Source organism: Paenibacillus sp. PvR098 (assembly GCF_017833255.1).
In the GTDB taxonomy this organism is placed as follows: domain Bacteria; phylum Bacillota; class Bacilli; order Paenibacillales; family NBRC-103111; genus Paenibacillus_G.
In genome coordinates, this window is record NZ_JAFIBU010000001.1 from 2,749,116 (window position 1) to 2,773,276 (window position 24,161).

The following is a 24,161-nucleotide window of genomic DNA, read 5'->3' on the forward strand; positions in this document are numbered from 1 at the left end:
ATTATTCTTCGCTTTCAAAAAAAATTTCTGCACCCTTTTGACCCTTCATGTTTTAAATAAAGCTCGATGGACTTCATACAGATTGTTGCTCTTGCGATATTGCGTAGGCGACACTCCAATATGCTTCAGAAACACTTTTCCAAAATAGTTGGCGCATGAAAATCCCACCTGTTTCGCAATGCTCTCCAAATTATCCATTGATGAGACCAACAGCTTAGCAGAATGCTCAAGACGCACCTCCGTTAAATAACGGGTTGGGGTCACCCCCAATTTTTTCTCGAATTCTCTAGTCAAATGAAATTTCGATAAGCCTACGGCTTCCCCCATCTCCTTCAATCCGATAGGGTCCTGATAACGAGTGTCGATAAACTGTTTACATAACTCGATCTTGGAAGGCAGCGGTTTGGCCTTTTGATTCTGGTAAGTGTAACTCATCAGCTCCATAATGAACCGGTAGGCGTATTGGGAACATTGGTACATATCGTGAATTTGATCCTTGACGGCCAGCTCATAGGTATTCCATGCCATTTGAATTAATCCTGAACCTGCCGGGATGGCCATGACAGGGCTTGTCAAAGTAAGCAGTTGACGCCAAAAGGGCAGCGCCTCTTTCGAAAATTCAATATAGAGCACTTCCCATTCCGAAGAATCCGGCGGAAGGCGGTAACAATGGTCTCCGGGAATTTCAACAATGAAGGCTGTCTCCGGCTCTAGTCTATACGTTGTCCCCTTGATTTCGATTTCCCCATGTCCGCTGAGCGTGTACTGGAACAAGCAGTGCTCATCCCCGCGCTTTTTCCCGTCCCAAATATAGGAATGCACAGAAATTGACTGCCAGCCAATCCCTTTCAGCATGAGCATCGGCATCGGCCTGACAAACTGAAGACCAATGGATGTGCGAGGTAAATGATACAGCAATATATTACCCTCCTGTTGCTCTTTTTTACTCTTGTATTACGAGAAGCATCGGCCTATTCTTGAGTATAGTATATAGAAAAATGCTTCATAATAATAGTGATAGGTTCTGCTTCTTCAACCGCAATAATTTATTCGTTAGGTACTTACAGGAGGTCTATGATGTTCATTCATTTCGATGCCGAGCAAAAGGTATTTCATTTGCAAGGCAAAAATACAAGCTATGTTATTCAGGTGCTGCGTGACGGATACTTAACTCACTTGTATTGGGGAAAAAAGATTCAAAAATACCGGCAAAGCAATCCCCTTCTGTTTATCGACAGAGGCTTTTCGCCAAATCCTAACCCGGAAGACCGGACATTCTCACTCGATACGATCCCTCATGAGTATCCGGCCTATGGCAACGGGGATTTTAGAAAGCCGGTATACCAAATTCAGCTGGATAATGGATCCGCAGTGTCTGATCTTCGTTATCAGTCTCATCGCATTTATCAGGGAAAACCTGCGTTAGAGGGCTTGCCCGCCACCTATGCGGAGAATGAGAATGAGGCGCAAACGCTGGAAATCGTCATGGAAGACCAAGCCATAGGACTGACAGTAACCTTGGTCTACACGGTATTTAGGGATTTAAATGTCATTACTCGATCCGTACGCTACCACAATCAGGGTAATGCTTCCATCAAGCTGCTTCGGGCTTTAAGCGCAAGTGTGGATTTCCGCGATAACGAGTTCGAATTACTAACGTTGTATGGCGGCCATATCAACGAGCGAAATATCGCAAGGCGTCCGCTGGTGTCGGGTATGCAGGAGATCGACAGTCGCCGGGGGGCCAGCAGTGCGCAGCAGAATCCGTTTATGGCTCTGCTCCGCAAAGGAACGGATGAGGACCAAGGCGAAGTCTATGCGTTTAATCTGGTGTACAGCGGAAATTTTTTGGCTCAGGTCGAAGTCGACCAGTTTCAAACTACACGGGCAGCGATCGGAATCAATCCCTTTGATTTCTCTTGGCTGCTGGAGCCCGGGGAAGCTTTCCAGACACCGGAAGTCGTCATGGTTTATTCCTCTCAAGGCTTAGGCGAAATGTCCCGGACCTACCACCAGCTGTATCGCACCCGCTTATGCAGAGGCGCATTCCGTGATCGGGAACGCCCCATCTTAATCAATAACTGGGAAGCGACCTATTTTGATTTTGACGCTGACAAAATCGAGCAAATTGCCAAGGAAGGTCAACAGCTCGGTATCGAGCTGTTGGTACTCGACGACGGCTGGTTCGGAAAGCGGGATGACGACAACACCTCATTAGGAGATTGGGTGGTCGATAAACGAAAGCTTCCGAACGGAATCAACGATCTTGCAAGCCGCGTTCGAAGCTTGGGAATGGAGTTTGGTTTATGGTTTGAGCCCGAAATGATCTCCATCGACAGCGACTTGTATCGCAAGCATCCGGATTGGTGTTTGCATGTGCCGAATCGTCCTTATACTTTCGGAAGAAACCAGCTGATTCTAGACTTATCCCGTAAAGAGGTATGTGATTACATCATTGACGCGGTATCCACGGTTCTCAGCAGCGCACCGATCACTTACGTGAAGTGGGATATGAACCGTCATATGACGGAGATTGGATCTGCGGCGCTATCGCCGGCAAGACAGCGGGAAACGGCCCACCGCTACATGCTGGGACTGTACCGTATCCTGGAAGAGATTACGTCCGGTTTCCCTGACATTCTGTTCGAAAGCTGCTCCGGCGGCGGGGGACGCTTTGATCCTGGTATGCTCTACTACATGCCGCAAACCTGGACGAGTGATAATACGGATGCCGTCAGCCGCTTGAAAATCCAATATGGAACAAGCCTAATCTACCCTATCAGCTCCATGGGCTCCCATGTATCGACCGTTCCAAATCATCAGGTGCACCGGGTGACCTCGCTCGATATCCGCGGGCATGCGGCTATGTCGGGCAACTTCGGCTATGAACTGGATTTGACGAAATTGTCGGAAGAAGAAAAGCAAATCGTCAAACAGCAGGTGGCGCTCTACAAGGAAATTCGGCCTTTGATTCAATACGGTACGTTTTATCGGATATTAAGCCCGTTTGAAGGGAACGAAACGGCTTGGACTTTTATATCTGAGGATCAATCCGATGCCGTCGTCTGTTATTTTAGGGTGCTGTCCCAACCAGCCGAGCCTGTGCGCATTCTCAAATGTAGAGGGCTGAACCCGGACTTTGTTTACAGGCATGTCGATACGGGCGAGGTATACGGCGGAGATGAGCTTATGAATGTGGGGATTACGATCCCTCAATTAACCGGTGATTTTAAGAGCCTTCTCTGGAGATTTACGGTTAACGAAGTTTAGTGATCATATATCAAAAAAAGCCCGGTACCAATGCGGTACCGGGCTTTTTGTTACGGCGCTAAGCGAGTTAGCGGATATCCCATTTATGAAGCGACTCGATTCGGCAATGTCCATTGGAATAGGCCTTAATCCCAAGCGCTTCCGGCCCGGGATAAATGCGTCCCGTCATTACCTTTTCACCGTCTTGAATAAAGACTTCGACAGAGGATTTATCTACAAAAATCCGAAGCGCAAGCTTTCCGTCTATGAGCTCGACTTCAGCGCTTCTCTCCCCTTTGGGTCCAATCCCCGCACGGTCGCGGTTAAACCGGAAAAGCTTGTCGTCCGGACGGTAAGACAGCACCGTCTCCTCCTCGCCGTGAACGCGGAGCTTCAGTCCGAATTCTTCCGCTTCTGACGCTTCGAAAACAACCTGCAGCTCATAGCAGTCTCCGCCGGCCTCCATATCCCGCTCCCCTTCCAGGGCCACATCATGGATCTCATAGGCGCTGCAGCGGTAGTCAGCAATTTCCTCCACGGGACGGAATAGGAGGCGATCTCCGTCGAGCAGCACTTCTCTCGGCAGGCTCATCGCACCCGCCCAGTGATGGCCTTCCTGCGTCGGCATATGGGTCTCCCACATATCCATCCACCCGATCACGATTCTTCTGCCCTTGTCATCCATGGTCGATTGCGGGGCATAGAAGTCGAATCCGTGATCGACCTGCGCATAACGGGCGTAGTGAAAACGTCCCCGTTCCGTATCTAACTTGCCCAGCATATACATCGTGGAGTGCAGGTTACGATATTCTTGTCCTTGGGCTGGCATGCGCTGTGGAGATAGCATGAATACGTCCTGTTCGCCAAGCGTAAACAGATCCGGGCATTCCCAGTTGTCGCCAAAACGACCGTCGCTTCTCGCGATTTCATTGACGTACGTCCAATGAATCAAGTCGTCGGAACGATAGAGCAGCACCGTCCCGTTGCCCGCGCCGTCGTTCGATCCCAGCACGACATAATACCGGCCGTCCCGCTCGAACACCTTGGGATCGCGGAAATCCTTTTGGCTTGCCGCTGGAGGAATTTGATCATAGCCGATGACCGGATTGTCATCCCGTTTCTTAAAGACGACGCCGTCTTCAGATACGGCAATCCCCTGCGATTGCTTATAATCCCGGTCCTTATCCGGTCCCGTCATCACATGTCCGGTATACATCAAATACAGCTTGCCGTCTTTCTCGATGGCGCTCCCGGAGAAACAGCCGTCTTTGTCAAATTCGGTGTCCGGCGCCAACGCAACCGGCAGATACTCCCATTTAATGAGGTCACGGCTTACCGCATGCCCCCAGTGCATTGGTCCCCATACCGGTTGGTAGGGAAAGTGCTGGTAAAACAAGTGATACTGCCCTTTATATTGAACAAAACCGTTCGGATCGTTCATCCAGCCAAACTCACTCATGAGATGATAATGCAGCCGGTAATCCGAACGAAGGAGATGTTTATTGTCTGCAATAAAACGGTCGGCTTTATCTGTAGTGTAAAGAATAACGCATCCTACCCTTACTTTTTATTTGATGGAGCCCTGCATAACGCCTTGTATAATATACTTCTGGGCAAACATGTAAACCACAATGACCGGTAAAATCGTCAGAACCAGTCCCGCCATCAGCGGTCCGTAGTCGACGGAATACGTGCCGTAGAAATAAAAGGTCGAAAGCGGGAGTGTCCGCTCATCAGGCGCAATAAGAACAAGCGAAGGTAAGAGAAAGTCGTTCCAAATCCACAATACATTCAAAATAGCGATGGTAACCGTCGTCGGCATTAACACCGGGAGGACGATCCGGAAGAACGATTGGATTCGCGTACACCCGTCCATCATCGCCGCTTCTTCCAGCTCTGCCGGTATGCTTTTGACAAAACCATGATAAATAAACACCGCGAGCGAGCTTCCGAAGCCGATGTACATATAGATTAATGCCCATTTACTGTCCAGCATACCGATCGATCCATAAATTTTCACAAGCGGGATCATGATGGCCTGGAAAGGGATGATCATAGAAGCGACCATGATCATAAACGTATACTGATTCAATTGGTTATTGTTTCTTACAAAATAATGGGCCGTCATTGCTGCAAAAACCGAAATGAGCAGAACACTGCACACCGTAATGATAAAAGAATTCGAAAAAGCGGCCACATAGTTCATTTTTCCAAAGGCGTCTATATAATTATCAAAGCTTAATGTCTCCGGAAGCGATAACGGGCCTGAAGTGATCGCTCTGTTTTCCTTAAACGAGTTCATCAGCACGATGGCGAAAGGAAAAATAAATAATACCAGGCACGCCGACAGAACGGACACTTTGATCCAAGGGGAAGTCGATTTGCTGCCTACCATTACGCCTCCACCTCCATTTTCTTGCTGAAGTACACCTGCAGCAAGGTAATCGTCGCCACGAGCAGGAACAAGACGAGTGCTTCCGCTTGACCTACGCCGTAATCGCGGGACAGGAAGGCTTTGCCGTACACATGCATGGATACCATTTCGGTGCTTTTAAAGGGTCCGCCCTTCGTAAGGGAAAGGTTCACGTCGTAAACCATAAATCCCCGCTGCAGCGACAGAAACACACAGACGATAAAGGAGGGAACCATCAGCGGGAGCACCATTTTTCTCAGCTGCGTCCATCTGCTCGCTCCGTCGATGCTTGAAGCCTCCAGGATATCCTTCGGAACGTTCATCAAGCCTGCAATATAGATGACCATCATATAGCCTGCATACTGCCAGACCGTAACGAGAACCAAGGACCAGAACGCCTTGTCAGGGTCCGCCAGCCATGAGGCGCTGAGCCACGGAATACTCCCTTTCTGGCCGATATACACGAGCACGTTAGAAAAAATAAACTGCCAGATAAATCCGAGCACAATGCCTCCGACCAGGTTAGGAAGAAAAAATCCGGCCCGAAACAAGGTCTGACCTCTCAATTTGTTCATTAATGCATAAGCGAGCAAAAAGGCCACGGCATTAATCAGCACCACCGTGAAAAATACGTATTTCAACGTCAAATAAAAAGATTTCCAAAAGGCCTCGTCTTTAAATACAGCTACATAGTTCTGGAAGCCGACTAACGAGTGCGTTATTGCTATGCCGTCCCAATTCGTAAACGTCAAGTAAATCCCGTAAAAGAACGGAATCATCATGACGGTGATAAAAGCAAACAAAGTAGGTCCGGTAAACAACAGCCGAGTGCGCAGCCTATTCCAGAGCCCTTTTTCCGCAATCATATCTATCCCTCTCTAACTTCATGGTGTGTAAAGAAGAAAGCAATGGAGAAGACATCCTTTGTCTTTTCCATTGCCGCTCTCTGTCTGTTGGCTTTGGGTATCTGATTACAGATTACTTCACGGATTTCCAGTAGTCCTGAATTTCTTTGGCCAATGTGGCGCGGTCTCCTGCTTTAGCCAAATACTTTTGCATGGAGGAGCCTGTTTTCGCCCAATGATCGGCCGGCAGCAGACTCATGGATTCCGAGGTTTTTCCACTCGAGATGTACTCCTGAATGGATTTTGCCAGTGGATCCTTTGCTTCCAGCGTGATGTTCTTGAATGCCGGAATAATGTTGGCTTTGTTTACAAGGAAATCGTGCCCTTTCTCGCTGTAAACCATCCATTCCAGGAACTTCTTGGCAGCCGCTTGCTGCTCAGGTGTGCTTCTTTCTTTGTCAATCACAAGACGCTTGGATACAGCAGAGGAAATTTGGGTGTTTCCAAAGTCTTCTGCGTTGTTGCTGATCGGCACCGGCAGGAAGGCATATTGCCCATTCGCGGTATCGAATGCGCTAATTTGCGGCCAAGCCCAGTTCCCCATAAACCAAACTCCAACCTCTCCTTTACCGAGAAGCTCAGGACCTCTCTCGTAAGTGCCGGACAGCGGGGATGCCTTGTCAATGTTGTACTTCGTCATCACGTCCAACGTATCGATCAAGCCGTTAAATACTTTGTTGCCGGACAAATCAACCGTACCTGCTCTCAAACCATCCACAAACTTGTTTACCTCGGCGGAATCAGGAGACTGATTCGCATAGGCAAGCGGAAGATAATGCGCTCCGAGCGACCAGTCCATCGGGGAAATAATTAAAGGCGCTTTGCCCGATGCTTCAATTTGCTTAAACAGGTTTTCCAGATCGTTCGTCGTCTTTATACTCGAAGGATCAAAAGTACCGCCAACGGCTTGGTCAACTACTGCCTTATTATAAATGAAGCCGTATCCTTCGATAGCTAATGGGAAGGCATAGTTCTTGCCATCAAACGTCGTCAAATCCGTACTTTTGGCTACGGAATCAGCCATCCACTTTTCACCGTTCAGATCAAGAACGCGGTCCTTGAACTTTTCAACATCGGCGGTGTCCAGCATAGTGATTGTAGTCGGGTTACCGGCGGCATAGAGCGCGGAAGCCCTTTCAAACGGAGATTGACCTGCCGATACAGGTATAATCTCAAGCGTAATGTCCGGATTTTCTTCATGGAACGCTTTTGCCGCTTCCTCAAGCTGCGGCAAAATCTCGCCTTTCGAGTTGAGAAATGTAATTTTCACTCCGCTGGACGGATTTGATGATTCGGTCGATGAAGGTTCCGATGAACTACTGCAAGCGCTGACAATCATAACGACCAATAGCGATAGAATGAGTACTTGAAATGCCTTTGTTCTTTTCAACTCATATTCCCCCAGTTCAATGTGTTAGGCAAAAGATTTAATCGCTTTCAGATCGTATTATAAACCGCTCAAATTCGTATGTCAATCGTTTGACATGTCAATCCTTTAACATACGATTTTCGATTTCCAGTTAAACCAAAAAAAACCTGATGGCGCTTTAAAGCGGTCAGGTTTTTGCGTTGTCTTTGACATTAGGTCATTGTTACGTCGTTGCTCTTTCCACCAGTTCTACAGCCAGTACATTTTCTCTTACCAATGGCTCATCGTCCATTTGTTTGCGGATCAGCTCCACAGCCAAACGGCCGATCTCGCCGATGGGCTGTCTCACCGTAGTAATGGCAGGAGTCAACCAGGATGCCGCTTTCACGTCATCGTATCCGACGATACGAACATCACCAGGCACATGCTTCCCTGCTCTTTCGCATTCTTTAACGGCAAAAGCCGCGATAATATCACTGGATGCGAAGACGCCGTCAATGTCTGGATGCTCCTGGAACAAGGAATGAATAATACGTTCATATTGCCATTGATCAAACACGTTCATGTCTGTCTGGATCGTCAGGTGTTTTACCGCATGCTTGGAAACGATGTGTTTAAACGCCTCACTTCTCCGGTTCGCGAGAAGATCTAGCTCTAAATTGCCGCAGATATGTGCAATTTTTCTGCATCCTTTTCGAATTAACAGCTCGGTGGCCAGCTCCCCTCCTCTGTAATTATCGGAGGAAATATAAGGGATCTTCTCTCCAATCTGCCTATCTATGGTGACAAGGGGAGAATGCAGGTTCATGTATTCTTGCACTTCCAGTGTATGACTTCCCATAATAATGCCATCCACCCGGTTCCGCCGCAGCATCTCGATGTAGTCCTTTTCTTTCACCGGATCCAAATGCGAATTGCAAAGCAGCACCTTGAAGCCGTTCTGGTAAGCATGATATTCCACATGATTCGCGAGCTCCGAGAAGAAAGGGTGTGAGACGTCAGGAATAATCAACCCGATAAGGTTCGACTGCTTCCGCAGCAGCGAGCGTGCAATTTCATTCGGTTGATAACCCAATTCATCCATCGTTTGGTACACTTTGCTCCGGGTCGCCTCGCTGATATAACCACGGTTGTTCAACACGCGGGAAACCGTCGTTACGGATACTCCCGCCTTCTTCGCCACATCATGAATAGTCGCCATAACTACCTCTTATCACGGTTTAAGGATGATTGTATATCTCAAAACTATATCTTAATGATTGCAGTTGCAGAAGGCAAGCAGTAAAGATAGTCACATGTGGACAACTTGAGCTGTGGATATGTGGATATAGATCAAAAAATATGTATACAATGTGGATAAGCTTCCTGTGAATGATGTGGATAAATCTGTGGATAATATTAAGCTTTATCAGCAGCATACCTTGTCAATGGTTATGGTGATTTAAGCAGGACGGGGGAATTATGGTATGATGTAAAGATCATGAACAGCATGGAAAGGAAGAATGAACCATGAACCACACAACGACCAAAAAACAAGATATACTGGACGCCTTCTATTTCCGACATGCCACAAAACAATTCGACCCGACGAGAAAAATATCGGAGGAGGATTTTCGATTTATTTTGGAAACAGGGAGATTGTCTCCAAGCTCCGTCGGTTTTGAGCCATGGAAGTTCTTAATCATCCAAAATGAACGATTGAGAGAAAAGCTAAAGCAAGTTTCCTGGGGAGCCCAGGGACAACTGCCAACCGCTAGTCATTTTGTGATTATTCTCGCCCGTAGAAACGTAAGATACGATTCTGATTATGTATTCAACCTGTGTAAAAATGTGAAAAACATGACCGATGAAGCGCTGGAACGCATCCCGACCGTGTATAGAAAATTCCAGGAATCAGATCTTCATTTGCTTGAAAATGAGCGCACCTTGTTCGATTGGGCTTGTAAGCAAACGTATATCGCCCTTGCCAATATGATGACCGCGGCGGCTCTGATCGGAATCGATTCCTGTCCTATCGAAGGGTTCCAATTTGATGAGGTACATCAGATCCTTGATGAAGAAGGCTTGTTGGAAAACGGGAATCTGGATATATCGGTGATGGCAGCGTTTGGATACCGGGCTCAGGACCCGCACCGTCCAAAAACAAGACAAAGCATAGAGGATATTGTTCAGTGGGTAAAGTAAGCAGCATAACCGCGTCAAAAAAAACGCTATAAGGAGCAGAGTCGTACGAAACGACCTAGTCCAGTAATGATTTACCGGAGCGAGGTCGTTTCATGGCCAAGCCTTTTTTCGACAACATCGATCACAGCGAGCACTCCAAGTAAGGAAACACCCACAGATATAGGAATGAGCCAGGAGTCAGAGCTCTGCATAAAATAAGGGATAATAGCAACGGTTAGTATCGGAGGAGCATACCAATTACCTTTCTTAATACACCAGATGGTTAATAGAATGGTAACCAGTAAAGAAAATGCGCTGGAATTGAGTACGGATAGCAGCACAAAGGCTATAAGTGGGATTTCGTGGCTTCCCATAGAGCATCGCATAGCTCGGGTGCTTTCACTTCATGCTTTGAAGTCGTTATTTTCCATTCGTTAGATTGGCGATCAATACAAACCGAATGCTCGTATTTATGTATATACGCCAGCATTTGTCCAATCGTCAGCAGTGGAAGCGACCTATCCTTCTGAACGCCGCCCAGGTAATAAATCATCTCTTCTTGTCCGCTGAAGAAGATGTATTCTCCTTCTTGCGGAATCCATTGATTACGAAGCTTTACTTCTTGTTCTTTAGAAAGCTGCTGTAAATGAGCGGCACTAATTCTCTGGATCATGACATCTTCCTTTCGTTATCTCTATATCCTTGCTTTTCCGTTTATATTAGGACCTCTTCTCTACTAGATTCTTAAGATCTCGACGACTTTTCCGTCTTTTGTTTTCATAATCATGATTGATCAAATCTCCTTATCTCAAGGAATATCCCTTCGCGACAGCGCCCCCTTTAAAGCTTACTTACCACATCAAAAAACCCGTAATGAGCAGCATGATCGTGGATTCATCCAACGGTCACTAGCTATTAACGGGCCTAAAAAATAAAAGACCCGCTATACGGGTCAATGTATATACATTTATTCGCTAAAAACGAATTTGACCCATCTAACTGCTGACGAGGTTAGCTGTCGGGCTCGGGAAAGATGGTTCCCTACAATCTTGATTCGCCCCAAAAAAATGGTTCCCCCGCTTTCCAATTAAGGTAATCGGAAATTAAGCGTATTCTAATAATACATAATAGTTAAACCTTAGTCAATCAAAGAAACACTTTCACTACTATTTATACCATTTTTTTGAAAAGATTCCTTAGAGGAACTCCTGTAAATTATCACATCCTCCCTTTTTTATCCAAAATATGATTCTGAGAGTACCAATAAAAGTAAAAGCAGCATGATCACCCAAATACCTAATCTATTCTTCTGGGGATCGGCAGGGACTTTCGTTTCCCCATCTTATGCTTTATCGTTCTTTCCTCCTGTGCCGCCTTCCTTGATCCGCGGCGGGTGTCCCCTTGTTCTCTGCTGCCTTATGGATTAGAGCTTCATTACATTAAGAACATTGTATTGCTGAACATCTTTCACTTCACTTCCACAACCGCCCATTTTGACGCTGCCTGTGGGAACAACCGTTCCTTCATATGTTCCAGAAACCGCCCCGTCAGCCGAAGAATAATCTATTCTCACCACCATGGAATGTCCTTCCTCCTTCAACACCGTGCCTTTCTTGTTGTAGTCAATCCAACTCCAACCTTCACGAATGAATATCTCACGCTCGACCATTTGCTCATATTTTCCAATACCGCCCCACCCCCGGTATTTTCGGGAAATATGAGCAAATGGCCCTTGACGAAGAACAAGCGTGTCAAGATCTTCCGGCTCCACTTGAGCCCAATAGCGCCCTTCGGGCAAATCGGCGATCGTAGGCGCATGCCGATGACCGCCAAAATGACTGACGCGCCAGACTCTGAGCTTTCCAGACGATTTCGCGGCATAATTCTCTTCAAGTATTTTATACATTGGGTAACCAAACTTACCGCAGCACACATCATGACTTCCATGTGTACAGACAAACAAATCCCTAACATGATCACCATCAAACGCATAGGGTTCAAAACGATCCATAGGTTCGGAGCCATTTAGAAGCGCCTCAGCTAACACGTTTAACTCTGCTGCGGGAACGACATATTCTTTCTTCTCATACCCTGCAAACGGGGAAGATGGCTTCTGATAATACATCACTCTTCTGTATCCTGCGGGTGAGGGATGAGCATCCGATACAAACGACAAAAAACGAAAATCCTGCTCATTCTCCGCTGCCCTTTTGAGTACTTCAATAAAGCCCTTCGGAAAATGCTTGGAAGCTTTGACATCATAATCCCAGGGAACCGGCACTTCGACGAACAAATAACGTTCATGCATGGCTGCCGAACCGATGGGATCCTCCCGAACCATTTTGGAGACCGAAGCACACAAGTCCTGCTTGTTGCAATCACCCACACACTTATCTTCAATAACAGATTTGGTTTCCACTCTTAGCCTCCTAGACCATTTAGATCGTTCATTTTCACCAACCCAAATGATATTGATAATTATTATCATTATAGTCATGAGTATATGGTAATGATAATCAATATCATTGTCAAGACTTCTCTAACCCACTGCCCAAATTAAAATCCGAGGAGAAGCAGGTTATCCACCCTGAATCTCACCGGCTCGATCATTCATTTCTGTCTTTTGGGAATCCGTAAGCCAATAAAATGAATCCAATAAAGAGAAAAAACCAGACAAAAAAGTTCTCAAAAAAATGGGAGTAATTCACGGTTCTATCCGTTCCTATTCCGCCGGAAGCATACCCTGCTGCCACCATGGCTGCAGAAAGCTTTTCAACAATTCTTTCCGCAGTGTACAATATTCCACTTGTGATCATAAAGATCATTCCCGATACCTTATATACGTTATTTCCCACTGTGCTCCTCCTTCTTATATGACCATTCATTTTTTCACTACTCATTAGACGCTTTTACTATACCGAAAAGTTGCTGCTTTGCTGCAACCAAATGATTCGCTAGAATAAATTATTCGTGGTATCTGGGGTGGTTCGAATATACGCGAGCTAATTTGTTCGCTTTAAAAATGTCCTTGTGGGCTTTGTATATGTTTCCGGCAAACGCTGGAGCTGCTGGACAGTTACACATAGCTTTTAATTATTAAAGACACACTACAGTGGGTGAACTACTCGCTACACACTTTAAGGGTCAACGATGACCAGAAGGAGCAAAGAATATGGCAGATGAAACATTGGAAACGTATGCTAAAGTTCAGGCTAATAATGATCGGTATAAAGAAAGAACCATCGTAGAGGACGGTACAACAAATGCGATCCATAATCCCGATGAAGATGCCATAGCTTCCATTAAAGGGCACATCGAAAGACAAGACCAAGAGGGCCGGTAAAATGACAGAGCGCATCCCTATCTGTAAACCTAAAAATGAGGAGACATTATCATGAAAGATAAAACCAAATCAGGAATAAACAATTTGGAGCAAACGACGGACGCAGAAGGACTGGCAGAGGAAGTTAAGCCCAAGGCCGAAAGCGACGTGCAAGCCAAACAAAATTACAAGCTGGACAATATGCATATTGAAATAAAGAATGATTAATTCAAGATCGATAATCCTCTCCAACGAGAGGTTTTTTCAAGGCGTTTTTGCAATGCAATAAGGCCGGACTATGCTATAGCTGTCTTGTCATCCACCGCTAGGCGTAAGGAGGGTTAAGTAGATGAATCTTGAATTGGAGCAAATGACACAGTGGTTAGAGCAGTGCCGTGGTCAACAGCTTCTTATCGAGAAACGTGAGCAGGACGACCGGGATCTCATTAAGCTTCGGCTCGAGCGAGTCTCGCTAGGCCATCCTGCGCTCGCCCATGCTGACGATTATATTGCCGAGAGCGAACTCGTTCTGCATGGGGTAGGCAGCATTATCTTTACGCACGACCATTCGCGGCTACCGGAGAACCAATACGAAATTCCGCTGCTTGGTAATTGGCGAGGATCGGTTCAAGAGGATGGGCTGCAGCTGGTTACGGACCGTGCCGAATATACGATTTCCAAGAAGGGATAGTTCATTGAAAGCAGGACAAACATTCTACGATTAAAATCGTTCGTTATTGACAGTAAAGCCCTCGGGTCTGCGCTGGCGGCAGACCTAAGGGCTTATTTTCTTAAATCTGCTGGACCTTGGAAGATCCTCGTCTATGCTGATTTCCATACAATACAAAAGCAATAAGCCCTATGGGTGGTATTTTGTATAGATTCTGGGGATAATTCATATGATTACATTATGTAAAGAGGTGTGAATGATTGGATAAACAGTTGCTATTACAACATGTAGAAACAGCGATTAAATCCTCAACCAAAAATCCTGATTTAATGGCAATATCATCCCTAAAACTAGCTGATATCATGAAGGTTCAACCATCCGATATTGAGCAGGGGTTGGCTGAGTTAGTGCAAGAGGGCAAATTAAGAAAAGAGCCCGTCCAGGGTTCTCACAACGAAATCTTTTTGCTGCCTAATCATTAATGGAGTTCTCGTGTTCCAAAAACAGCAGAATCGAATAAACCGTTTCTGCTGTTCATCAACAATCGTTTAATGCACAATCTTATAAAACTGAAAATTATTTTTCCCGACTTTCTTAGCTTCGTACATAGCGATATCCGCATGCTTCATTAACATTTCGCCATCTTCCCCATCATCCGGATAAAGTGAAATACCTATACTGGGTGAAATATGAATCGTATAGGAATGAATAATCGATGGAGCACGCAGTGCTTCTAATATTCTTAAGGCATCTTTCCTTACTTTTTCTTTATTCGTATCAGATATCAATATAGTGAATTCATCACCTGCTAAACGTGAAGTCGTATCCTCCTGTCGTACGCTATTTTTAATGCGCTGTGCAACATCCTGTAACAAAAGGTCGCCGACCCCATGCCCGAAACGATCATTCACTTGTTTAAATCCATCCAAATCAATAAACATGACCGCTACCTTTTGACGATTCAGTTTGGCTTCCATTAACGCTTTATTAAGATAATCCATAAACATACGTCTATTCGGTAAACCTGTCAAAATATCATGATAAGCCATCTGATGAATGAGTATTTCTGCCTTTTTGCGTTCAGAAATATCTTGAAAGAAAACCTGGACATACTGCTTTCCATTGTGTGTGATCGGCATAGCCATGATTTCAACATCAATGATTTCCTTATCTAATCGAATAAATTTCTCTTCTATAAATGACACATGCGTATCCTGTTCCCGGATGGTCTTCCATCGTCTCTTTACAATTTCATGATAATTAGGGTGTATGAAATCCAAAATATTCTTGCCGATTAACTGCTCCCCGGTTTCCGCTCCCAGAATCTTCAGACCGGTAAGATTCACATATCTAAATTCACCAAACTCATGAATGGCTATTCCATTCGGCGATAACTCAACCAATCTGCGATATCTCTCTTCGCTTTCTTTTAACTTTATCGAAGAATAACGATCCATAGAGCCACTCATTAAAATGAATATAAGAATAAAAAACAAGGATGCTCCGACACTTAAAGCTGAAAATAAATTGACCCCTACGCTTAATTTCTCTTCATATAGGTGAACATTCGTATCAGGTATAAAATGAGTGGCTGCCATTCCCGTATAATGCACACATGAGATCCCACCACCTAAAAAAATCGCGGCTACTACTTTGATCCAAAGCTTGCGATTAACATGTTCATCAGCAAACCGGGAAAATATCCATAGTGCTACATTTGACGAAACGATGCCGATCAGAATGGACAGCAAAAACAACGTCTTATCGTATTCGATTTGGGCCTTTATATGCATGGCTAGCATTCCCGTATAATGCATAGATGCAATACCAATCCCCATAATCAAGCCACTCAGCAGCAAGTACCATTTATCTCTTATACGTCGAGATACCACATAAAAACAAATACTAGATGAGATGATTGGAAAAATCACCGAGAGTATGAGTAAATACAAATCATACTCAACTTCTTTATAATTTACATAAAAAGCCAACATTCCAATATAATGCATCGTCCAAATTCCGCCACCCATGGCAATCGAGGCAGTACTAAGCCAGTACTTACGAATTAAACCATTTCCCGATTCCTTGATTCGATCGAGAAGATCAAGAGCTGTATAGGATGCGAATATCACTATAGTAATTGAAAGTAGAACCATTGCTAAATTATAGCTGCCGTCCAGATGATTCATCCAAAGCCCGTCCCTTCTTCCCCTATGCCTTATGGTCTTTTATTTCCCTTATCATTTTTTGCGTGGACATTTCCCCTTTATACCCGGCTTGATTAATATAAACAATTTCCCCCAATTGATGAACGATAATCGCATCGGGTGCGATTTCCACCAATTGAAGGTACCTTTCCTCACTTTCTTTAAGATCCGCTTCATTTTTTTCGATCCGTAATGTCTACGCAAGAGGCGATGACCTCCACCATGCGCCCACCGCGAACAACGGGACGTAAGGCGGATAAATAAAAGACTCCGTTTAATTCTCCTTCATAAGTTACTCTTTCTCCTGCCCATGCCTTTCTATAATTCCCCATCTCCCTGTGTATGAATAAGCCTACCGTTCTGTTCTTTAAATTTAAAGGTCATCCCTTGTTGAAGGCGCAATGTGGGCTAGTTCAGCATCCGTTTTTCCATGATAGGATATATATGTAACTCTTGTATATTGTCATCTAATTCTATTTCCATTGGTTCCTTCATTATATCTCCCAGCTATGACGACGTTTGCTCTTTCATAAAGCTAAATGCGTCTCCATCTTTCAATGGGTGTGCAATCATTTTATCAGAAAAATATTAAGAATGTATGAGAATAGAAATATGAAGCCCCCCATGTTTGGTTCCCTCAATTTCCCTGATGATAACCCATACACTTACCCGAATCTTATGAAATCATTGATGAGCTTCAGAGAAATGGTTATTATGGTATATGATTCGTTCAATTGTTCCTTTTAGAACAGCTGACCGATAGGCGTGCCTAATATTTTTATCCCGAAAAGAGAGGAAATCTGCATTCATGGCTTTATGGGGGACAATCATCAACGCTCTTGCTATTATTGCAGGCGGTTTATTGGGTAGCCTTGTGCTGCCCCGCATTTCAGAAGGAATCCGCAATACCGTCATGCAGGGATTAGGGATCTCGATAGCGGTTCTTGGCATCACGATGGCGCTTAAATCGGAGAATTTCTTAATTGTTATTATAAGTATTGTAGTTGGGGGCATTATTGGGGAAGTCATGAGAATTGAATATCGACTTAACCAGCTCGGCCTGTGGGTGGAGAAACAATTCCATCGTGAGGAGAAAGCCGATCCGAATACAGGCAGTATCGCGGAAGGCTTCGTCACAGCAACACTGATCTATTGTATAGGTGCGATGGCCATTCTAGGTTCGATAGACAGCGGACTGAGGCACAACCATGATATTTTATACACCAAATCGATATTAGACGGAATATCCGCCGTGATTCTCTCATCGACTTTAGGCATTGGCGTCACGCTTTCAGCAGCCCCCGTTTTCTTATATCAAGGGACCATTGCGCTTACGGCAACATTATTTACCCTGTTTATCAGCGATGCTGATTTAAGTGCCATCATCACGGAGGTTACGGCCGTCGGAGGGGTATTGATTATTGGCATTGGTCTCAACATACTCCACATCAAAAAAATAAATGTCGCCAACTTGCTCCCATCTATTTTCATTGCAGCAGTCATCGTTCTGGGTGAATTATCGCTGCGTTAGCAGAACCATGCTTGATCTATACATTGCAAGGCACGCAAGAATCCCTAGTGGACCCGTGCGTGCCTTGCTTTACTATGACTTGGTAACTGTATAAACGTATCCACAATATCCGGATCGAATTGTCTTCCCTTTTGTTCAATTAAGTATTCCAAGGCTCTCTCTTGACTCCAACAGTCCTTATAAGACCTTCTGCTCGTTAAAGCATCATATACATCTACCACGGCAACAATACGGGCTTCTATAGGTATATCCGCCCCCTTTAGCTGATAAGGATATCCTGTACCATCCCATTTTTCATGATGAAACTCAATAATATGTTTGGCAATCGCGAATTCCTCATGGAACAATTCATCATCAAGTCCTTCGGCAATTTTGGTTAATATATCAACGCCAATAAGCGGATGAGTCTCTATGATCGCCCGTTCGTACGATGCAAGCGGACCGGGCTTGTACAATATCCCCTCAGGCACACCGGACTTTCCAATATCGTGTAATATGCTTGAATTGATCGTTTGATGTAAAAACTCCCTTGATAAATTCAATTGCAATCTTAGATTATGCTGTAGAAGTAATTGTTCTGTAAGTTCTCGAACACGGATCAGATGCTCCTCAATCCCCGGGTCCCGGATTTCGCAGGAAGTAGCCAGAACCTGTAACAGGGTTCTTTGAATTCTATCCTTTCGCGCTTCCGCAATGTACATCCCTTCGGTTAACTGCTCAAGCTCCCGAAATATACCCACATAATAACCGATCCCATCCAGGATGAAAGGGGTGATGGAGATGGAGGAATGCCAAAGCTCCCCGCTCTTTTTTTTGTTTATAAATACACCCGACCAGGACTGATCGTTATGCAGCGTTTGTTTTAAGCTTTGGTACATATGATCTGGAGTAAATCTGGATTTCGTAATGCCGGCGCCTGATCCAACGACCTCTGTTTTGGAAAAACCGGTTATTTTTTCATATGGCTCGTTCACATCGATGATTATATGATTTCTGTCCGTTATCATAACCGCATCGCTTAAGCACAAAAATTGGCGTAATATTGGATTCATCCTGCTTCTCCCTCTAGTTGTCATGGTTTACGCACAGCTTATTGCTTCAATTGCTCCAGCTCTGTGGTTACTTTCTCGATCATTTGGACAAACGCCGACAGCTCCTCGGAGCTTGCGGCTTGCGTTTGTGCTTGCATGCTCGTCTGCTCAGACTCACTCTTTACTTCTTTAAGCAAGCGTGAAATGACTGCAAGCTTGGAGTGAATTTGTACTAGAGCCTCCTTGGATCTTCCAGCAAGCTTCCGAACTTCTTTGGCAACCACATTAAAACCAAGGCCATGCTCCCCCGCGCGTGCGGCTTCAATGGCCGCGTTAAGCCCCAGTAAATGAGTTTGCCCTGATATCTCTTCCATGAGTGATCCCATATGGTGAATGTGTTGAATTTCCCGGGTCAGCTCGTTCACCGAGTCAAGTGACTTCTCCTGCGATTCCGCCGTACGGATGGCGGTTTCCGCCACAGATTGGGTGCTGCTGCTTAGCTCGACCATCATAGAGGCTAATTCCTGCACCGCTGAGTTAATGCCGACTAAGAGATGGCCGCGTTCATCTGCCAGTCTTTGCACTTTTTTCTTTTCATCCGCTTCATATGCTTCAAGCACAAGCTGCGAATCCAAGTTAAACATTTTGGTCATGGCATTAATAACCGGCAGCCAATTGTTTGGAAGCACATTCTGGAGGTGGGATGCCGCCAGATCCAGATAAAGCATGTACGTTCCCAAATACCACTGCGTCGTTAAACCAATTCTGGAGTGCACGCTCCCGATAAAAAGTCTTTTTTCTATAAAAGACTCGTCGATCTTCCCGTCCGTCAAGGAGAGAAAGTACCACCTCTGCGTTTCTTTCAATCGATCAATCGTGCTATGTGCTTCAATAATCGCCCTGAGCTCCGGACGAAGCATAATGCGGTCATAAAGCTCGTCCACCAAAACGTCTACTATCTTCGTAAATTCTGCCTTTTTGCTTTGTAAAAGGAATAAGTCATCCGCTGTTATGCCTATGTAATCAATTTGCTCTTTGCGTGTATCTGTTAAATTCATGTTCAACCCCCAAGTGTCTTATGTTTGTAATTTTTCGCATTGGAGCGCCTGTTGATAATCTTCGCAGGTGTCGATGCTCACGATAAATCGGGAATCAATCCCCTTATCCACGAAATCCGACTCTGGAATACCCCGCCAACGAAGGGACTTCAACAGCTCCGAAAGACGAGCCTCCTCTTTCTCCAATAAATCGGCTATTGGACCCGCGCAAGCTTTGTCATAGACGGCGTGCAGCGGATATAGACTGCCGTTCATATAAGGAAGAGCCGCATCGTAACCATTTTCTATTGATTCCAGCAGCAATTCGGCCGCTTTTATTGAAGGAAACGGCATCTCGCAGCCGACCACCCAAATTTGACCGTGCTTGGCCAAACTAAACCCGGCATGCATGCCCGCAAGGGGACCTTTACCGAAAAAATAGTCGGTGATGATGCGGACCTCCTTGTTCAACAAACGCAGCAGCGGAGCCGGATCCCTCGTGACTACGATCACTTCCTGGCAAATCTCTCTCATGATTTGGATTTGCCGCTCAATAAGCGCCCCTCCTCCAAAAGGAAGCAGTGCCTTCGGATCGCCGTTCATCCGTGTATTGGGTCCACCGGCTAGAATGAGACCTGTCAGCATGGCCATTTCCTCCTTGCCAATCATTTTCTCTTGTTGTGATCATCCCGCATTCGAATCGCTCAGCATTTGTTCCACTAAGGGTAATACGATGTGCTCCTCCATTCTGAAATGCTCCTTGAGAAGCCTGCAGCCTTGCAGAAAGCAGCCGACTGCTCCCGCCACCATACCCGCATGCGGGCGGATTCCAAAATCATCGAGCATTTGAAGAAACGCCTCGAGGTAGGCGGTTCCTAGCTCGTGATCTTTTTCCATGACCCAGATCGAATCCTTGATCATGGGCACGTGCTTGTTATAAAAATATTGGTCTATCAGAGGTCTCAGTTCTTCCTCTTCCCAAGCCGAATGACGCTCCAGCTCATTCATGTACGCGATAAGCGGCTGCTTGATGCGCCGAATTTCATGCGCCACCGTCAATACATCCGGCATCCGGTCGGCTCGATTCACCGCCGCCTCGAGTTCTGCTATGGTTTGTCTTAGCTTCAAGTGCTCATCCTTAAGCCGTACCAGCATCATAACCCAATCCGATGGACGCACAGCGTCCAAGAGCCGATCCGTCTCCTGTTCCATCAATCAGACCTCCTTCAATGTGGTGGATTCAGCATATCGCACACCTTGGAAATTAACTGTGATATTTGTCACACCGCAAGCACAAAAAGACTGCAAGAGCTCTAGACAAGAGCCGATGCAGTCTTTCATCCTTTATTCGTTTGTAATACCGTCTTCATTCAAAGTTTAGAAGCCCTTTTTTCAGGGCAAACTTGACAAGCTCCGGGCGCGTCTTTAGCTTTAGCTTTTCCATAACGTTGCTTTTGTGCGATTCCACTGTCTTCACGCTGATGATCAGCTGATCGGCAATCTCTTTGTTGGAATAGCCCTTAGCGACAAGCGCCAATATTTCCTTCTCCCGTTCGGACAGGGTATCGTAGGGGCCTGTGTTTTCACCTCGTTTTAGCCGTTCCAGATACTCACCCATTAGACGTTTGGTCGCGCTCGGATACAAGTAAGCGTTCCCTTCCGCTACGGATTGAATGGCCGCAAGAAGCTCTTCGTGCGGCGCGCTTTTCAAGATATACCCGGACGCCCCGGCTTGGATCGCCCTAAATAAATATTCCTCGTCATCGTGCATGGTCAATATAAGCACCGCCGTTTCCGGCTGCTCCTGCTTAAGCTCGGCGGCAGCCGTTAGGCCATCCTTACCGTGCGGCATACTTAAATCCATCAGCACGACATCCGGTTTCAGCTCTCCGGCAAGGCGAATCGCCTCGTCTCCATCCGCCGCTTCCCCCACGACTTCCATGTCATGCTTGCCGTGAAGCAGTAGGTTCAACCCGGATCTCACAACCGCATGGTCGTCAACCACGATGATTCTTATCATGTGTTGCACCCCCTTTTATCTAACCGGCCGAAAACCGTTTCAGCATCCGTTAGCTTACTAATCCGGTGCGACGCTAGCGTCACCGCGGCCATATCATCCCTTGTAAATAGGCGTCCCTTTCTGCAACCAACCAATACCACACCGCGATTTTCCCTTTGTACGACAACGGGAGCGGTGACGGCGGTTCGCAGCCTTTCCGCAAGCATAAGCGGGCATTCACGAAGCAGTTGGCCCATATCGATATCGTTCCATGCTATCGTTCGTCCGACCCGAATCGTTAGACCGCCCACACCCTGTCCCGCTCCAAACATCATCGTTTCACTCCGCTCGGTCTCGTTCCCGGACACCAAAGTCCAGCGAAACAGCCGACCATCCCCAACCCCTAAGGCCAGTGCGGCAAAGTCGCCCGATACCGATGAACGAATCATCAACAACTCGCTTAGGATCTGGTTGTGCTCCATGTCCACCCGCTCCCCCTCCTTCCATGCTGCTTCACGCCAACCATGAACCCGAAACGCCGAACACTGTGCTTTCATTGTACCCGCTGCGGCTTCATTTGTAAGTCAGGGAAAACCCTGATTTCCCCATCGGGAAATCGGTCGAAATTCAGGATTTTCTCCCCCTAATATCAGAGGATTCCCCGATAACGCCAGGTCTTTAAAATTGATATGATAAATGCATGAGAACGAAGAGGAGGATGATACGGATGATCCATCATTATCCGGTTAATCATACATCGGAAGCCGCTCCGATTCAATCGCAGGGCCTGCAGCAGTATTTTACGCTAGAGAATGTCGAACGGCTTACCGGTATCATGTATTCGAAAAAGGTACAAAAAGGCTCCGGCCTTTTCTGGGAAGGCGATAAGGCCGAATATTTATATTACATCAAACAAGGCCGCGTCAAAATCACCAAATCGGCAGATAACGGCGGTTCCCTCACCTTGTATTTGCACCACGTTGGAGACTTGATCGGCTATGGAGACGGCATGACGGATTCGGCTTACCTCCTTGGCGCTGAAGCAATTGAGGATTGCGACCTTGGCCTGATCCAACGTAAGGATCTGGAGGTTCTGCTTTGGCAGCATGGCGATCTCGCGGTAGAATTTATGCGCTGGCAGGGGATGATGCACCTGCTGACGCAAACCAAATTCCGCGATTTGATGATGTTCGGTAAGCCCGGAGCACTGTGCTCTCTTCTCATTCGCTTAAACAATTCCTACGGGGAACCCTTCGGTGAGTACAGCCGCATATCGGTCAAGCTGAACAATACGGAAATGTCCGAGATGATCGGCGCCACCCGCGAAAGCGTCAACCGGATGCTGAGTGACCTGAAGAAACAAAACACCATCGACATCGTGAACGGTCACTTCATCATCAAGGACTTGGCCTATCTGCGCGATATCTGCCACTGTGAAAACTGCCCGAAGCATATCTGCCGCGTTTGATGCAAAACGATGTTTTAGGCCCCTTAGATATACAGGCTCAAAATTCTCTTCTCCTGTGACGCAAATCACATCGCAGCCTTTCCGTTTGATGTACAGTTAAGACGTGGAAAGGAAAGGCAATTAATTTGAGGAGATGGTTACCATGATGAAATTTTTAAGAGAACAGGTTTATGCCGCCGGCCTGCTTCTTGTTCTTCGCATCTATGTGGGTTGGATGTGGCTGACATCGGGTTGGCACAAGCTAACGGGTGAGTTTGATGCGACAGGCTTCCTGAACAACGCAGTAAACAAACCGGTTCTCGATAGAGCGACCAACGAGCTGATCTACCCTAATTTCACTGCATTTCTGAATCTTATTGCACTGCCGAATGCGAAAATCATCAACTTCTTAATCCCTCTAGGCGAAACGCTGGTCGGCCTCGGCTTGATCCTTGGCGCATTTACTACCGCAGCCGCCGGCTTCGGATTACTAATGAACTTCATGTTTCTCTTCGCTGGGACGGTAAGCACCAACCCGTGGATGATCCTGCTTGGTGGAATCGTGTTGGCCGCGGGGGCCAATGCCGGCAAATTCGGTGTCGATTACTACTTGCTGCCCCTGCTCCGCAAATTATTCCATCGAAATAACAAAGACGGACGCGACACCAAGGCTATGACCGGCATGAAAGTTCTAACCCATAAATAATTGATTGGAAGGATCGGGAAGCGACAAGCTTGCCTGGTCCTTTTATTTTCCTATTCACTTTCTTCTTCGCGGCGAGCATTGTCTCGATTCTTCCTTCTTTGCTAAGATAAGA

At 46.1% G+C, this 24,161-nt stretch carries 25 protein-coding genes and 1 riboswitch; of the genes, 9 read left to right on the top strand and 16 right to left on the bottom strand.

All coding sequences use genetic code 11. The features are described from left to right. Nucleotides 1-45: 45 nt before the first annotated feature. Nucleotides 46-918, bottom strand: a complete 873-nt coding sequence (locus JOE45_RS13600) for a helix-turn-helix domain-containing protein (RefSeq protein ID WP_210019701.1) — start codon at nucleotides 916-918, stop codon at nucleotides 46-48. A 159-nt stretch (nucleotides 919-1,077) separates the two neighbouring features. Between JOE45_RS13600 and JOE45_RS13605 the strand changes: the two genes are divergently transcribed. Then, the gene (locus JOE45_RS13605; RefSeq protein ID WP_210023302.1) at nucleotides 1,078-3,270 is read left to right on the top strand and encodes an alpha-galactosidase; all 2,193 of its coding nucleotides are present in this window, start codon (nucleotides 1,078-1,080) and stop codon (nucleotides 3,268-3,270) included. Between the two features lie 67 nt (nucleotides 3,271-3,337). Here JOE45_RS13605 and JOE45_RS13610 read toward each other — a convergent pair whose 3' ends face one another. The 5 genes from JOE45_RS13610 to JOE45_RS13630 all read right to left on the bottom strand — a co-directional run bounded on the left by JOE45_RS13610 (nucleotide 3,338) and on the right by JOE45_RS13630 (nucleotide 9,137). After that, nucleotides 3,338-4,795, bottom strand: a complete 1,458-nt coding sequence (locus JOE45_RS13610; RefSeq protein ID WP_210023301.1) for a glycoside hydrolase family 32 protein — start codon at nucleotides 4,793-4,795, stop codon at nucleotides 3,338-3,340. Between the two features lie 21 nt (nucleotides 4,796-4,816). Continuing rightward, nucleotides 4,817-5,644, bottom strand: a complete 828-nt coding sequence (locus tag JOE45_RS13615) for a carbohydrate ABC transporter permease (RefSeq protein WP_210019700.1) — start codon at nucleotides 5,642-5,644, stop codon at nucleotides 4,817-4,819. Beyond that, nucleotides 5,644-6,528 carry a carbohydrate ABC transporter permease gene (locus JOE45_RS13620; RefSeq protein ID WP_210019699.1) on the bottom strand — a complete coding sequence of 295 codons (885 nt, stop codon included), beginning with the start codon at nucleotides 6,526-6,528 and terminating at the stop codon, nucleotides 5,644-5,646. Before JOE45_RS13620 ends, JOE45_RS13615 begins: the two co-directional genes overlap by 1 nt. Before the next feature lie 112 nt (nucleotides 6,529-6,640). Continuing rightward, nucleotides 6,641-7,906, bottom strand: coding sequence for an ABC transporter substrate-binding protein (locus tag JOE45_RS13625; protein ID WP_461479672.1), 1,266 nt, complete (start codon nucleotides 7,904-7,906; stop codon nucleotides 6,641-6,643). A 253-nt stretch (nucleotides 7,907-8,159) separates the two neighbouring features. Further along, the gene (locus JOE45_RS13630) at nucleotides 8,160-9,137 is read right to left on the bottom strand and encodes a LacI family DNA-binding transcriptional regulator (protein WP_210019697.1); all 978 of its coding nucleotides are present in this window, start codon (nucleotides 9,135-9,137) and stop codon (nucleotides 8,160-8,162) included. Between the two features lie 308 nt (nucleotides 9,138-9,445). On the opposite strand from JOE45_RS13630, the gene JOE45_RS13635 reads away from it, so the two are divergent. Then, complete coding sequence (locus tag JOE45_RS13635) at nucleotides 9,446-10,120, top strand: NAD(P)H-dependent oxidoreductase (RefSeq protein ID WP_210019696.1); 675 nt, start codon at nucleotides 9,446-9,448, stop codon at nucleotides 10,118-10,120. A 325-nt stretch (nucleotides 10,121-10,445) separates the two neighbouring features. Here the strand turns inward: JOE45_RS13635 and JOE45_RS13640 are convergent, their stop codons facing one another. From JOE45_RS13640 to JOE45_RS13650, 3 genes are all read right to left on the bottom strand, one after another. Then, on the bottom strand, nucleotides 10,446-10,772 hold the full coding sequence (locus tag JOE45_RS13640) for a hypothetical protein (protein ID WP_210019695.1): 327 nt from the start codon (nucleotides 10,770-10,772) through the stop codon (nucleotides 10,446-10,448). Nucleotides 10,773-11,084: 312 nt separating this feature from the next. Beyond that, nucleotides 11,085-11,219, bottom strand: a riboswitch (cyclic di-AMP (ydaO/yuaA leader). 303 nt (nucleotides 11,220-11,522) lie between these two features. Next, nucleotides 11,523-12,518, bottom strand: a complete 996-nt coding sequence (locus JOE45_RS13645) for a sucrase ferredoxin (protein ID WP_210019694.1) — start codon at nucleotides 12,516-12,518, stop codon at nucleotides 11,523-11,525. Nucleotides 12,519-12,705: 187 nt separating this feature from the next. Next, entirely contained in the window at nucleotides 12,706-12,954 is a 249-nt protein-coding gene (locus tag JOE45_RS13650) for a hypothetical protein (RefSeq protein ID WP_210019693.1), read from the bottom strand. A gap of 317 nt (nucleotides 12,955-13,271) precedes the next feature. On the opposite strand from JOE45_RS13650, the gene JOE45_RS13655 reads away from it, so the two are divergent. The 4 genes from JOE45_RS13655 to JOE45_RS13670 all read left to right on the top strand — a co-directional run bounded on the left by JOE45_RS13655 (nucleotide 13,272) and on the right by JOE45_RS13670 (nucleotide 14,573). Continuing rightward, nucleotides 13,272-13,442 (top strand): hypothetical protein, encoded by a 171-nt coding sequence (locus JOE45_RS13655; protein ID WP_210019692.1) that lies wholly within the window; start codon nucleotides 13,272-13,274, stop codon nucleotides 13,440-13,442. A gap of 51 nt (nucleotides 13,443-13,493) precedes the next feature. Next, complete coding sequence (locus JOE45_RS13660) at nucleotides 13,494-13,649, top strand: hypothetical protein (protein WP_210019691.1); 156 nt, start codon at nucleotides 13,494-13,496, stop codon at nucleotides 13,647-13,649. A 121-nt stretch (nucleotides 13,650-13,770) separates the two neighbouring features. Beyond that, a complete protein-coding gene (ymzB, locus tag JOE45_RS13665) occupies nucleotides 13,771-14,112 on the top strand; it encodes a protein YmzB (RefSeq protein ID WP_210019690.1) in 342 nt (113 codons plus the stop codon). A gap of 239 nt (nucleotides 14,113-14,351) precedes the next feature. Continuing rightward, nucleotides 14,352-14,573 carry a hypothetical protein gene (locus JOE45_RS13670; protein ID WP_210019689.1) on the top strand — a complete coding sequence of 74 codons (222 nt, stop codon included), beginning with the start codon at nucleotides 14,352-14,354 and terminating at the stop codon, nucleotides 14,571-14,573. Between the two features lie 66 nt (nucleotides 14,574-14,639). On the opposite strand, the gene JOE45_RS13675 is transcribed toward JOE45_RS13670, so the two are convergent. Further along, a complete protein-coding gene (locus tag JOE45_RS13675; protein ID WP_210019688.1) occupies nucleotides 14,640-16,280 on the bottom strand; it encodes a diguanylate cyclase domain-containing protein in 1,641 nt (546 codons plus the stop codon). Nucleotides 16,281-17,106: 826 nt separating this feature from the next. On the opposite strand from JOE45_RS13675, the gene JOE45_RS13680 reads away from it, so the two are divergent. Next, complete coding sequence (locus tag JOE45_RS13680; RefSeq protein ID WP_210019687.1) at nucleotides 17,107-17,829, top strand: DUF554 domain-containing protein; 723 nt, start codon at nucleotides 17,107-17,109, stop codon at nucleotides 17,827-17,829. Between the two features lie 44 nt (nucleotides 17,830-17,873). On the opposite strand, the gene JOE45_RS13685 is transcribed toward JOE45_RS13680, so the two are convergent. The 6 genes from JOE45_RS13685 to JOE45_RS13710 all read right to left on the bottom strand — a co-directional run bounded on the left by JOE45_RS13685 (nucleotide 17,874) and on the right by JOE45_RS13710 (nucleotide 22,384). Further along, nucleotides 17,874-18,881 carry an HD domain-containing phosphohydrolase gene (locus JOE45_RS13685; protein WP_210019686.1) on the bottom strand — a complete coding sequence of 336 codons (1,008 nt, stop codon included), beginning with the start codon at nucleotides 18,879-18,881 and terminating at the stop codon, nucleotides 17,874-17,876. A gap of 38 nt (nucleotides 18,882-18,919) precedes the next feature. Continuing rightward, a complete protein-coding gene (locus tag JOE45_RS13690; RefSeq protein ID WP_210019685.1) occupies nucleotides 18,920-19,918 on the bottom strand; it encodes a globin-coupled sensor protein in 999 nt (332 codons plus the stop codon). 18 nt (nucleotides 19,919-19,936) lie between these two features. Next, nucleotides 19,937-20,542: a molybdenum cofactor guanylyltransferase gene (gene mobA / locus JOE45_RS13695; RefSeq protein ID WP_210019684.1), complete on the bottom strand. Its 606-nt coding sequence runs from the start codon at nucleotides 20,540-20,542 to the stop codon at nucleotides 19,937-19,939. 39 nt (nucleotides 20,543-20,581) lie between these two features. Continuing rightward, nucleotides 20,582-21,109: a hemerythrin domain-containing protein gene (locus JOE45_RS13700; RefSeq protein ID WP_210019683.1), complete on the bottom strand. Its 528-nt coding sequence runs from the start codon at nucleotides 21,107-21,109 to the stop codon at nucleotides 20,582-20,584. Between the two features lie 154 nt (nucleotides 21,110-21,263). Further along, nucleotides 21,264-21,917 carry a response regulator transcription factor gene (locus JOE45_RS13705; RefSeq protein ID WP_210019682.1) on the bottom strand — a complete coding sequence of 218 codons (654 nt, stop codon included), beginning with the start codon at nucleotides 21,915-21,917 and terminating at the stop codon, nucleotides 21,264-21,266. Then, entirely contained in the window at nucleotides 21,914-22,384 is a 471-nt protein-coding gene (locus JOE45_RS13710) for a GAF domain-containing protein (protein ID WP_210019681.1), read from the bottom strand. The genes JOE45_RS13705 and JOE45_RS13710 overlap by 4 nt, the downstream gene beginning before the upstream one ends. A gap of 239 nt (nucleotides 22,385-22,623) precedes the next feature. Here JOE45_RS13710 and JOE45_RS13715 point away from each other — a divergent pair, with 239 nt between their 5' ends. Together JOE45_RS13715 and JOE45_RS13720 are read left to right on the top strand one after the other, a co-directional pair. After that, on the top strand, nucleotides 22,624-23,364 hold the full coding sequence (locus JOE45_RS13715) for a Crp/Fnr family transcriptional regulator (RefSeq protein WP_210019680.1): 741 nt from the start codon (nucleotides 22,624-22,626) through the stop codon (nucleotides 23,362-23,364). A gap of 142 nt (nucleotides 23,365-23,506) precedes the next feature. Then, a complete protein-coding gene (locus JOE45_RS13720) occupies nucleotides 23,507-24,049 on the top strand; it encodes a DoxX family protein (RefSeq protein ID WP_210019679.1) in 543 nt (180 codons plus the stop codon). The last annotated feature ends 112 nt before the right edge of the window (nucleotides 24,050-24,161 follow it).

What these genes read in the sequence shown, in the direction of transcription:
- JOE45_RS13605 (WP_210023302.1), top strand. Translation starts at nt 1,078, where the DNA reads ATGTTCATTCATTTCGATGCCGAGCAAAAGGTATTTCATTTGCAAGGC.
- JOE45_RS13615 (WP_210019700.1), bottom strand. Translation starts at nt 5,644, where the DNA reads ATGGTAGGCAGCAAATCGACTTCCCCTTGGATCAAAGTGTCCGTTCTG.
- JOE45_RS13620 (WP_210019699.1), bottom strand. Translation starts at nt 6,528, where the DNA reads ATGATTGCGGAAAAAGGGCTCTGGAATAGGCTGCGCACTCGGCTGTTG.
- JOE45_RS13625 (WP_461479672.1), bottom strand. Translation starts at nt 7,906, where the DNA reads ATGATTGTCAGCGCTTGCAGTAGTTCATCGGAACCTTCATCGACCGAA.
- JOE45_RS13630 (WP_210019697.1), bottom strand. Translation starts at nt 9,137, where the DNA reads ATGGCGACTATTCATGATGTGGCGAAGAAGGCGGGAGTATCCGTAACG.
- JOE45_RS13635 (WP_210019696.1), top strand. Translation starts at nt 9,446, where the DNA reads ATGAACCACACAACGACCAAAAAACAAGATATACTGGACGCCTTCTAT.
- JOE45_RS13640 (WP_210019695.1), bottom strand. Translation starts at nt 10,772, where the DNA reads ATGATCCAGAGAATTAGTGCCGCTCATTTACAGCAGCTTTCTAAAGAA.
- JOE45_RS13655 (WP_210019692.1), top strand. Translation starts at nt 13,272, where the DNA reads ATGGCAGATGAAACATTGGAAACGTATGCTAAAGTTCAGGCTAATAAT.
- JOE45_RS13660 (WP_210019691.1), top strand. Translation starts at nt 13,494, where the DNA reads ATGAAAGATAAAACCAAATCAGGAATAAACAATTTGGAGCAAACGACG.
- ymzB (WP_210019690.1), top strand. Translation starts at nt 13,771, where the DNA reads ATGAATCTTGAATTGGAGCAAATGACACAGTGGTTAGAGCAGTGCCGT.
- JOE45_RS13675 (WP_210019688.1), bottom strand. Translation starts at nt 16,280, where the DNA reads ATGAATCATCTGGACGGCAGCTATAATTTAGCAATGGTTCTACTTTCA.
- JOE45_RS13680 (WP_210019687.1), top strand. Translation starts at nt 17,107, where the DNA reads ATGGCTTTATGGGGGACAATCATCAACGCTCTTGCTATTATTGCAGGC.
- JOE45_RS13685 (WP_210019686.1), bottom strand. Translation starts at nt 18,881, where the DNA reads ATGAATCCAATATTACGCCAATTTTTGTGCTTAAGCGATGCGGTTATG.
- JOE45_RS13690 (WP_210019685.1), bottom strand. Translation starts at nt 19,918, where the DNA reads ATGAATTTAACAGATACACGCAAAGAGCAAATTGATTACATAGGCATA.
- mobA (WP_210019684.1), bottom strand. Translation starts at nt 20,542, where the DNA reads ATGCTGACAGGTCTCATTCTAGCCGGTGGACCCAATACACGGATGAAC.
- JOE45_RS13700 (WP_210019683.1), bottom strand. Translation starts at nt 21,109, where the DNA reads ATGGAACAGGAGACGGATCGGCTCTTGGACGCTGTGCGTCCATCGGAT.
- JOE45_RS13705 (WP_210019682.1), bottom strand. Translation starts at nt 21,917, where the DNA reads ATGATAAGAATCATCGTGGTTGACGACCATGCGGTTGTGAGATCCGGG.
- JOE45_RS13715 (WP_210019680.1), top strand. Translation starts at nt 22,624, where the DNA reads ATGATCCATCATTATCCGGTTAATCATACATCGGAAGCCGCTCCGATT.
- JOE45_RS13720 (WP_210019679.1), top strand. Translation starts at nt 23,507, where the DNA reads ATGATGAAATTTTTAAGAGAACAGGTTTATGCCGCCGGCCTGCTTCTT.